This window comes from Enterobacter sp. EC_64, assembly GCF_019584165.1.
Classification (GTDB): Bacteria; Pseudomonadota; Gammaproteobacteria; order Enterobacterales; family Enterobacteriaceae; genus Enterobacter; species Enterobacter roggenkampii.
This window is the reverse complement of record NZ_VDAS01000038.1, coordinates 18,889-27,589: the sequence shown is the minus strand read 5'-3', so window position 1 is coordinate 27,589 and position 8,701 is coordinate 18,889. Positions and strand designations below refer to the sequence as shown.

The 8,701-nt window shown below is 57.1% G+C and carries 8 protein-coding genes; all 8 read left to right on the top strand.

Going from position 1 to position 8,701, the window contains the following annotated elements:
* Nucleotides 1-99, top strand: a 99-nt coding sequence (locus tag FHC52_RS20765) for an IS1 family transposase (RefSeq protein ID WP_000641146.1), incomplete at its 5' end; no start/stop codon positions are given.
* Nucleotides 100-592: 493 nt separating this feature from the next.
* Complete coding sequence (locus FHC52_RS20760; protein WP_220420241.1) at nt 593-2,500, top strand: PTS mannitol transporter subunit IICBA; 1,908 nt, start codon at nt 593-595, stop codon at nt 2,498-2,500.
* A gap of 85 nt (nt 2,501-2,585) precedes the next feature.
* Nucleotides 2,586-3,749 carry a mannitol-1-phosphate 5-dehydrogenase gene (mtlD, locus tag FHC52_RS20755; protein WP_084832029.1) on the top strand — a complete coding sequence of 388 codons (1,164 nt, stop codon included), beginning with the start codon at nt 2,586-2,588 and terminating at the stop codon, nt 3,747-3,749.
* A complete protein-coding gene (gene mtlR / locus FHC52_RS20750; RefSeq protein WP_039267046.1) occupies nt 3,746-4,336 on the top strand; it encodes a mannitol operon repressor MtlR in 591 nt (196 codons plus the stop codon). The genes mtlD and mtlR overlap by 4 nt, the downstream gene beginning before the upstream one ends.
* 58 nt (nt 4,337-4,394) lie before the next feature.
* Nucleotides 4,395-4,757 (top strand): YibL family ribosome-associated protein, encoded by a 363-nt coding sequence (locus FHC52_RS20745; RefSeq protein ID WP_008502724.1) that lies wholly within the window; start codon nt 4,395-4,397, stop codon nt 4,755-4,757.
* A gap of 271 nt (nt 4,758-5,028) precedes the next feature.
* Complete coding sequence (gene lldP, locus FHC52_RS20740) at nt 5,029-6,684, top strand: L-lactate permease (RefSeq protein WP_039267048.1); 1,656 nt, start codon at nt 5,029-5,031, stop codon at nt 6,682-6,684.
* Nucleotides 6,681-7,454 (top strand): transcriptional regulator LldR, encoded by a 774-nt coding sequence (lldR, locus tag FHC52_RS20735; RefSeq protein ID WP_023294814.1) that lies wholly within the window; start codon nt 6,681-6,683, stop codon nt 7,452-7,454. Before lldP ends, lldR begins: the two co-directional genes overlap by 4 nt.
* The gene (lldD, locus tag FHC52_RS20730; protein ID WP_008502721.1) at nt 7,451-8,638 is read left to right on the top strand and encodes a quinone-dependent L-lactate dehydrogenase; all 1,188 of its coding nucleotides are present in this window, start codon (nt 7,451-7,453) and stop codon (nt 8,636-8,638) included. The genes lldR and lldD overlap by 4 nt, the downstream gene beginning before the upstream one ends.
* The last annotated feature ends 63 nt before the right edge of the window (nt 8,639-8,701 follow it).

Sequence of the window (8,701 nt, the reverse complement as noted above, 5' to 3'; positions counted from 1 at the left end):
CTGGCAAGGCTGGGCAGGAAGTCACTGTCGTTCTCAAAATCGGTGGAGCTGCATGACAAAGTCATCGGGCATTATCTGAACATAAAACACTATCAGTAAGTTGGAGTCATTACCAACCTTACAATATGAGCGTAATCCACCTTTTAACTTTTCGCCATACCACACATCAAAAGTGGTTTTTTAGCTTATCGTGTCGTGCCATATCATCCTGGCGCTGAAACGCGAAGCAGAGTTTGCCGCCGATCACAGCCGGAGAAATCTGCATAAAAATATTTTGTGAAATCAGTCACAATCCAGAAACAAACACGCCATGACAAAACGTGACAGCAATCACACAAAGGGGTGGATTTTGCTTTTTTTCTCGCCATCGTATTTTTTTTGCCCACTTATTTTGTGATTGAGATCACTTCATTGACATCCCTACCCCCTGCCTTTACGTGACACGTATCACATAAATTTTCCCTGTCTGGACAGTTGAACGATTCAGTGCCAGATTTCACAGCATCAGAACAGGGCCCGGCTACCTCTGCCGCCTCATTAACAATAAACCTCGGGCCATAAGCCTAAGCGTAAACAGAAGAAGGGGTGTTTTATGTCATCCGATTTCAAGATCAAAGTTCAAAGCTTTGGTCGTTTCCTCAGCAACATGGTGATGCCAAATATCGGCGCGTTTATCGCGTGGGGTATCATCACCGCATTGTTCATTCCGACAGGGTGGTTGCCTAACGAAACGCTGGCGAAACTTGTTGGCCCAATGATTACCTATCTCCTGCCGCTGCTCATCGGTTTCACCGGGGGTCGTCTGGTGGGCGGTGACCGTGGTGGCGTCGTGGGTGCCATCACAACCATGGGTGTTATCGTCGGTGCGGATATGCCGATGTTCCTCGGTGCGATGATTGCCGGTCCTCTGGGCGGTTGGGCGATTAAGAAATTCGACGTCTGGGTTGATGGTAAGATCAAATCCGGCTTCGAAATGCTGGTGAACAACTTCTCTGCGGGCATCATCGGGATGATCCTCGCCATTCTGGCGTTCCTCGGCATTGGCCCTGCGGTTGAAGTGCTGTCTAAAGTTCTGGCGGCAGGCGTAAACTTCATGGTGGCGCACGAGATGCTGCCGCTGGCGTCGATCTTTGTTGAACCGGCGAAAATCCTGTTCCTTAACAACGCCATCAACCACGGTATCTTCTCGCCGCTGGGTATTCAGCAGTCACACGATCTCGGCAAGTCTATCTTCTTCCTGATTGAAGCCAACCCGGGTCCGGGTATGGGCGTACTGCTGGCGTACATCTTCTTTGGCCGTGGCAGCGCAAAACAGTCTGCTGGCGGTGCGGCGATCATCCACTTCCTGGGCGGTATCCATGAAATTTACTTCCCATACGTGCTGATGAACCCACGTCTGATCCTGGCCGTTATCCTCGGCGGTATGACCGGCGTGTTAACGCTGAGCGTCCTGGGCGGCGGTCTGGTTTCTCCGGCCTCTCCGGGTTCTATCCTGGCGGTGCTGGCGATGACGCCAAAAGGCGCTTATTTCGCGAACCTCGCAGCTATCTTTGCGGCAATGGCCGTCTCCTTCGTGGTCTCTTCTATCCTGCTGAAAACCAGCAAGGTGAAAGAAGATGATGACATCGAAGCCGCAACCCGTCGTATGCACGATATGAAAGCCGAATCCAAAGGCGCAACGCCACTGGCAGCAGGTGATGTTTCTAACGACCTGAGCCACGTGCGTAAAATCATCGTTGCCTGTGATGCCGGTATGGGTTCCAGCGCAATGGGTGCAGGCGTGCTGCGTAAGAAAGTGCAGGATGCAGGCCTGACCAACATCTCCGTGACCAACAGCGCCATTAACAGCCTGCCGCCGGATGTTGACCTGGTGATTACGCACCGCGATCTGACCGAACGCGCCATGCGCCAGGTGCCGCAGGCACAGCACATTTCGCTGACCAACTTCCTCGACAGCGGCCTGTACACCAGCCTGACCGAACGTCTGGTTGCCGCGCAGCGTCACGAAGACAACGAAGTGAAAGTGCGCTCCAGCCTGCAGGACAGTTTTGACGAGAGCAACGCCCACCTGTTTAAGCTGGGTGCGGAAAACATCTTCCTCGGTCGTACCGCGGCCACCAAAGAAGACGCGATTCGCTTTGCCGGTGAGCAGCTGGTGAAAGGCGGCTACGTTCAGCCTGAATATGTCGACGCGATGCTGGAACGCGAAAAACTGACGCCAACCTATCTGGGCGAATCCATCGCGGTGCCGCACGGTACGGTTGAAGCGAAAGATCGCGTCCTGAAAACCGGCGTCGTATTCTGTCAGTACCCGCAGGGCGTGCGCTTCGGTGAAGAAGAAGATGACATCGCCCGTCTGGTCATTGGTATCGCCGCTCGCAACAACGAGCACATTCAGGTGATTACCAGCCTGACCAACGCGCTGGATGACGAGACGGTTATTGAGCGTCTGGCGAACACCACCAGCGTTGAAGAAGTTCTGGCTCTGCTTAACAAATAACGGTACTCCTCCCTCTCCCCCCGGGGAGAGGGCTAGGGTGAGGGGAAAACGTTCCTCACCCCAGCCCTCTCGGGTAAAAACATTGATGAAGGTTAACACTATGAAAGCATTACATTTTGGCGCAGGTAATATCGGTCGTGGTTTTATCGGTAAACTGCTGGCAGACGCGGGCATTACCCTGACATTCGCCGATGTGAATCAGGTTGTCCTGGATGCCCTGAATGCCCGTCATAGCTATCAGGTCCATGTGGTGGGCGAAAATGAGCAGGTTGAGACAGTATCTGGCGTCAACGCGGTCAGCAGCATCGGCGACGACGTTATTGACCTTATCGCCAGCGTCGATCTGGTCACCACCGCCGTGGGCCCGGTTGTGCTTGAGCGCATCGCCCCTGCGGTCGCGAAAGGCCTGGCAAAACGTAAAGCGCAGGGTATCGACACCCCGCTGAACATCATCGCCTGTGAAAACATGGTGCGCGGCACCACGCAGTTGAAAGGCCACGTTCTCAACGCTGTGGCAGATGAAGACAAAGCCTGGGTGGAAGCGCACGTAGGGTTTGTGGATTCCGCCGTGGACCGCATCGTTCCGCCGTCAGAATCTGCCACCAACGACCCGCTGGAAGTGACCGTGGAAACCTTCAGCGAGTGGATCGTTGATAAAACCCAGTTTAAAGGCGACTTGCCTACTATTCCGGGAATGGAATTAACCGATAACCTGATGGCATTTGTCGAACGCAAACTCTTCACGCTGAACACCGGGCATGCTATAACCGCGTACCTCGGAAAATTGGCCGGTCATCAGACCATTCGTGATGCGATCCTCGATGAGAAGATCCGCGCGGTGGTAAAAGGGGCAATGGAAGAGAGCGGCGCGGTGCTAATCAAACGCTACGGTTTTGATGCTGAGAAACACGCAGCATACATCCAGAAAATCCTCGGTCGCTTTGAAAACCCGTATCTGAAAGATGACGTTGAGCGCGTGGGCCGTCAGCCGCTGCGTAAGCTGAGCGCGGGCGACCGCCTGATTAAGCCGCTGCTGGGCACGCTGGAATACGGTCTGCCGCACGCCAACCTGGTGAAAGGAATTGCCGCCGCGATGCACTACCGCAGCGAGCAGGATCCACAGGCGCAGGAACTGGCTCAGCTGATTGATACCCAGGGCGCGCAGGCTGCGCTGGCGCAGATTTCCGGTCTGGACGCCAACAGCGACGTGGTTGTGGAGGCGGTTAACGCATACAACGCAACCAAATGATGCAGAATGCGGCGCAGGTAATCCTGCGCCCTGATTACAGATTGTCAGATATGCAGGCAATAATGGAACAAACCCAGGCCTTTGAAAATCGTGTGCTTGAGCGTCTGAATGCTGGCAAAACCGTACGAAGTTTCCTGATTGCCGCCGTCGAGCTGTTAACCGAGGCGGTGAATATCCTGGTGCTTCAGGTGTTTCGCAAAGACGACTACGCGGTAAAATATGCTGTAGAACCGTTACTGGACGGAGACGGACCGCTGGGCGATTTATCCGTGCGTCTGAAGCTGATTTATGGTCTTGGCGTGCTGAACCGACAAGAGTATGAAGATGCGGAGCTGCTAATGGCGCTGCGCGAAGAGCTCAACCATGACGGTAACGAATACACCTTTACCGACGATGAGATCCTGGGGCCGTTCGGCGAGCTGCACTGCGTCACCGCGCTTCCTCCGGTACCGCAGTTTGATAACAGCGACCCGGAGCTCTACGCGATGCAAAAGCTGCGTTATCAACAGGTTGTCCGTTCCACGATGGTTCTCTCCCTGACTGAGCTGATTTCCCGAATCAGCTTAAAAAAAGCGTTTCAGAAGTAAGCCTGCTCACATTGGTGTATCCTTCCCTGTAAATTCCCCGTTTTCAGAGTTATTTGTCATGAAAGAAGTCGAAAAGAACGAAATTAAACGCCTGAGCGACCGCCTGGATCTGATCCGCCACCAGATGGCGGGCCTGTCGCTGGTCGACTCCGCCGAGAAATATGCCGAGCTTGAAAAAGAGACCGCAAAGCTGGAAGCGGAGATTGAGCGCCTGCGCGAGGTCAAAGGCCAGAAGCTGAGCAAAGAAGCGCAGAAGCTGATGAACATGCCGCACCGCCGTGCGATCACCAAAAAAGAGCAGGCCGACATGGGCAAGCTGAAGAAAAGCGTCCGTGGTCTGGTGGTGGTTCACCCGATGACCGAGCTTGGCCGCGAAATGGGCCTGAAAGAGATGACGGGTTTTTGTAAGACGGCGTTCTGATTTCATGCCGGGTGGCGCTGCGCTTACCCGGCCTACTTTTTTCCCCTTCGCGTGAATTGGTCCAACCAATAGCGCAATCAATCCTCCCCCGGTTCACAATTCCATTATTTCCGCTCACAAAACCATTGCTAGCTCATAACATCTGGTTAACCATTCATTGTCATTAACCCTACAACACAACATTGGCAGGACCACTTTTACACAGACTGTGACGCAGAGATGAGCGGAGACTCACCCGCAGCGCAGGCTGTCTGGTCCCCAGGAGACCTGCATGAGCCTCTGGCAACAAAACTACGACCCGGCCGGCAATATCTGGCTGTCGAGCCTGATCGCATCGCTTCCGATCCTGTTCTTCTTCTTTGCGCTGATTAAGCTCAAACTGAAGGGCTACCTTGCCGCGACGTACACCGTCGCCATCGCCCTGCTGGTGGCGCTGTTCTTCTACAAAATGCCGGTCGATCGCGCGCTGGCCTCCGTCGTCTACGGTTTCTTCTACGGCCTGTGGCCGATTGCGTGGATCATCATCGCGGCGGTCTTCGTCTATAAAATCTCGGTGAAAACCGGACAGTTCGACATTATCCGCTCGTCGATTCTCTCCATTACGCCGGACCAGCGCCTGCAGATGCTGATTGTCGGCTTCTCCTTTGGGGCGTTTCTGGAAGGCGCGGCAGGCTTTGGCGCACCGGTAGCGATCACCGCTGCACTGCTGGTGGGGCTGGGCTTTAACCCGCTGTATGCCGCAGGCCTGTGCCTGATTGTGAACACCGCACCGGTGGCGTTTGGTGCGATGGGTATTCCGATTCTGGTTGCGGGCCAGGTGACCGGCCTGGACAGCTTTGAGATTGGCCAGATGGTGGGGCGCCAGCTGCCGTTCCTGACCATTATCGTCCTGTTCTGGATCATGGCGATTATGGACGGCTGGCGCGGCGTGAAGGAGACCTGGCCTGCGGTGATGGTGGCGGGCGGTTCGTTCGCGATTGCCCAGTACCTCAGCTCGAACTTCCTTGGCCCGGAGCTGCCGGACATCATCTCTTCGCTGGTGTCGCTGGTCTGCCTGACGCTGTTCCTGAAACGCTGGCAGCCGGTCCGTATTTTCCGCTTCGCCGACATGGGCGCTTCGCAGGTCGATCAAACGCTGGCCCGCACCGGCTACACCGCAGGCCAGGTAATCCGCGCCTGGTCGCCGTTCCTGTTCCTGACCGCCACGGTTACGCTGTGGAGCATCCCGCCGTTTAAAGCCCTGTTCGCCCCGGGCGGCGCGCTGTACGACATGGTCATTAACGTTTCTGTCCCGTTCCTCGACAAGATGGTCGCCCGTATGCCGCCGGTGGTGCACGCCGCCACGCCGTATGCCGCGGTCTATAAATTCGACTGGTTCTCCGCCACCGGGACCGCCATCCTGTTTGCCGCTATTCTTTCCGTGGTGTGGCTGCGCATGAAGCCTGCGGCGGCGGTACAGACCTTTGCGGCGACCGTAAAAGAGCTGATGCTGCCGATCTACTCCATCGGCATGGTGCTGGCGTTCGCGTTTATCTCGAACTACTCCGGTCTGTCGTCGACGCTGGCACTGGCGCTGGCCCATACCAGCCACGCCTTCACCTTCTTCTCGCCGTTCCTCGGCTGGCTGGGGGTGTTCCTGACCGGTTCCGATACCTCGTCTAACGCCCTGTTTGCCGCACTGCAGGCAACGGCGGCCCAGCAGATTGGCGTGTCGGACGTGCTGCTGGTGGCCGCGAACACGACGGGCGGCGTGACCGGGAAAATGATCTCCCCGCAGTCGATTGCCATTGCCTGTGCGGCGGTGGGACTGGTCGGTAAAGAGTCGGATCTGTTCCGCTTTACCGTGAAACATAGCCTGATATTCACCTGCATGGTCGGAGTCATCACCACCCTGCAGGCCTATGTCTTAACCTGGATGATCCCATGATAGTGATGCCCAGACGCCTGTCCGACGAGATTGCCTCTCGCGTGCGGGCGCTGATTGAAGAACAACAGCTGGAAGCGGGCATGAAGTTGCCCGCCGAACGCCAGCTCGCCGCCCAGCTTGGCGTGTCGCGCAATTCACTGCGCGAGGCGCTGGCAACGCTGGTCAGCGAAGGGGTGCTGGTAAGCCGTCGCGGCGGCGGCACCTTTGTACGCTGGCAGCATGACGACTGGTCCGAGCAAAACATCGTTCAGCCGCTGAAAACGCTGATGGAGAACGACCCGGACTACAGCTTCGACATCCTTGAAGCGCGTCACGCCATCGAAACCAGTACCGCCTGGCACGCGGCCATGCGGGCAACCGACGCCGACAAAGAGAAACTCATCGCCTGCTTTGAGGCCACGCAAAGCAGCGATCCGGACATCGCCTCCCAGGCGGACGTGCGTTTTCACCTGGCGATTGCCGAGGCGTCGCACAACGTCGTGCTGCTCCAGACCATGCGCGGGTTCTTCGACCTGCTGCAATCCTCCGTGAAGCAGAGCCGCCAGCGGATGTATCTGGTTCCGCCGGTGTTTGCCCAGCTGACCGAACAACACGAGGCGGTGCTCAACGCCATTCTGGCCGGTGATGCCGAGGCCGCACGCAAAGCGATGATGGCGCATCTCGGTTTCGTGCATACCACGATAAAACGATTCGATGAAGACCAGGCCCGACAGGCGCGTATTACCCGTCTGCCTGGCGACAGTGATATTTCCAGGGAGAACAAAGCATGATTATTTCAGCAGCCAGTGACTATCGCGCCGCGGCGCAGCGCATTTTGCCCCCGTTCCTGTTCCACTACATTGACGGCGGGGCGTATGCCGAATACACCCTGCGCCGCAACGTGGAAGACCTGTCGGAGGTGGCGCTGCGCCAGCGCGTGCTGAAGAATATGTCTGACCTCAGCCTTGAGACGAAACTGTTCAACGAAACGCTCTCCATGCCGGTCGCGCTCGCACCTGTCGGCTTATGCGGCATGTACGCCCGCCGTGGTGAAGTGCAGGCCGCCGCCGCGGCGGATGCCAAAGGCATTCCGTTTACCCTCTCTACCGTCTCGGTCTGCCCGATTGAAGAGGTCGCCCCGACCATCAAGCGCCCGATGTGGTTCCAGCTGTACGTCCTGCGGGATCGCGGCTTTATGCGTAACGCGCTGGAGCGCGCCAAAGCGGCGGGCTGCTCCACGCTGGTCTTTACCGTTGATATGCCGACCCCCGGCGCGCGCTATCGTGACGCCCACTCCGGCATGAGCGGCCCGAACGCTGCGCTCCGTCGTTACTGGCAGGCGGTAACGCATCCACAGTGGGCGTGGGACGTCGGCCTGAACGGTCGTCCACACGATCTGGGGAATATCTCGGCGTATCTGGGTAAACCCACCGGGCTGGAGGATTACATCGGCTGGCTGGCAAACAACTTCGATCCGTCCATCTCCTGGAAAGACCTGGAGTGGATCCGCGAATTCTGGGATGGCCCGATGGTGATCAAGGGGATCCTCGACCCGGAAGATGCCCGCGATGCGGTCCGCTTTGGCGCAGACGGGATTGTGGTTTCTAACCACGGCGGCCGCCAGCTCGACGGGGTGCTCTCCTCCGCCCGCGCTCTGCCGGCCATTGCCGATGCGGTGAAAGGCGATATTGCCATCCTGGCCGACAGCGGGATCCGCAACGGGCTGGACGTGGTGCGCATGATTGCGCTGGGTGCCGACAGCGTGCTGCTGGGGCGCGCGTATCTGTACGCCCTGGCGACCGCGGGCCAGGCGGGCGTGGCGAATCTGCTTAACCTGATCGAAAAAGAGATGAAGGTAGCGATGACGCTGACCGGTGCAAAAACGATTAGCGAAATCAGCAGGGATTCTCTGGTTCAGGAGTTAAGCAAATTACCGGCCGCGCTGGCTCCGCTTGCTCAGGGAAACGCGGCCTGAATTACCCCTCGTTAACACCTCTTCTCATGCGTCCGATCTCCCCCTCGGGCGCTTTTTTATGCC

Bases quoted from the DNA above. Each gene is read 5' to 3' on its own strand.
- lldR (WP_023294814.1), top strand. From the start codon at position 6,681: ATGATAGTGATGCCCAGACGCCTGTCCGACGAGATTGCCTCTCGCGTG.
- lldD (WP_008502721.1), top strand. From the start codon at position 7,451: ATGATTATTTCAGCAGCCAGTGACTATCGCGCCGCGGCGCAGCGCATT.
- lldP (WP_039267048.1), top strand. From the start codon at position 5,029: ATGAGCCTCTGGCAACAAAACTACGACCCGGCCGGCAATATCTGGCTG.
- mtlR (WP_039267046.1), top strand. From the start codon at position 3,746: ATGATGCAGAATGCGGCGCAGGTAATCCTGCGCCCTGATTACAGATTG.
- FHC52_RS20745 (WP_008502724.1), top strand. From the start codon at position 4,395: ATGAAAGAAGTCGAAAAGAACGAAATTAAACGCCTGAGCGACCGCCTG.
- FHC52_RS20760 (WP_220420241.1), top strand. From the start codon at position 593: ATGTCATCCGATTTCAAGATCAAAGTTCAAAGCTTTGGTCGTTTCCTC.
- mtlD (WP_084832029.1), top strand. From the start codon at position 2,586: ATGAAGGTTAACACTATGAAAGCATTACATTTTGGCGCAGGTAATATC.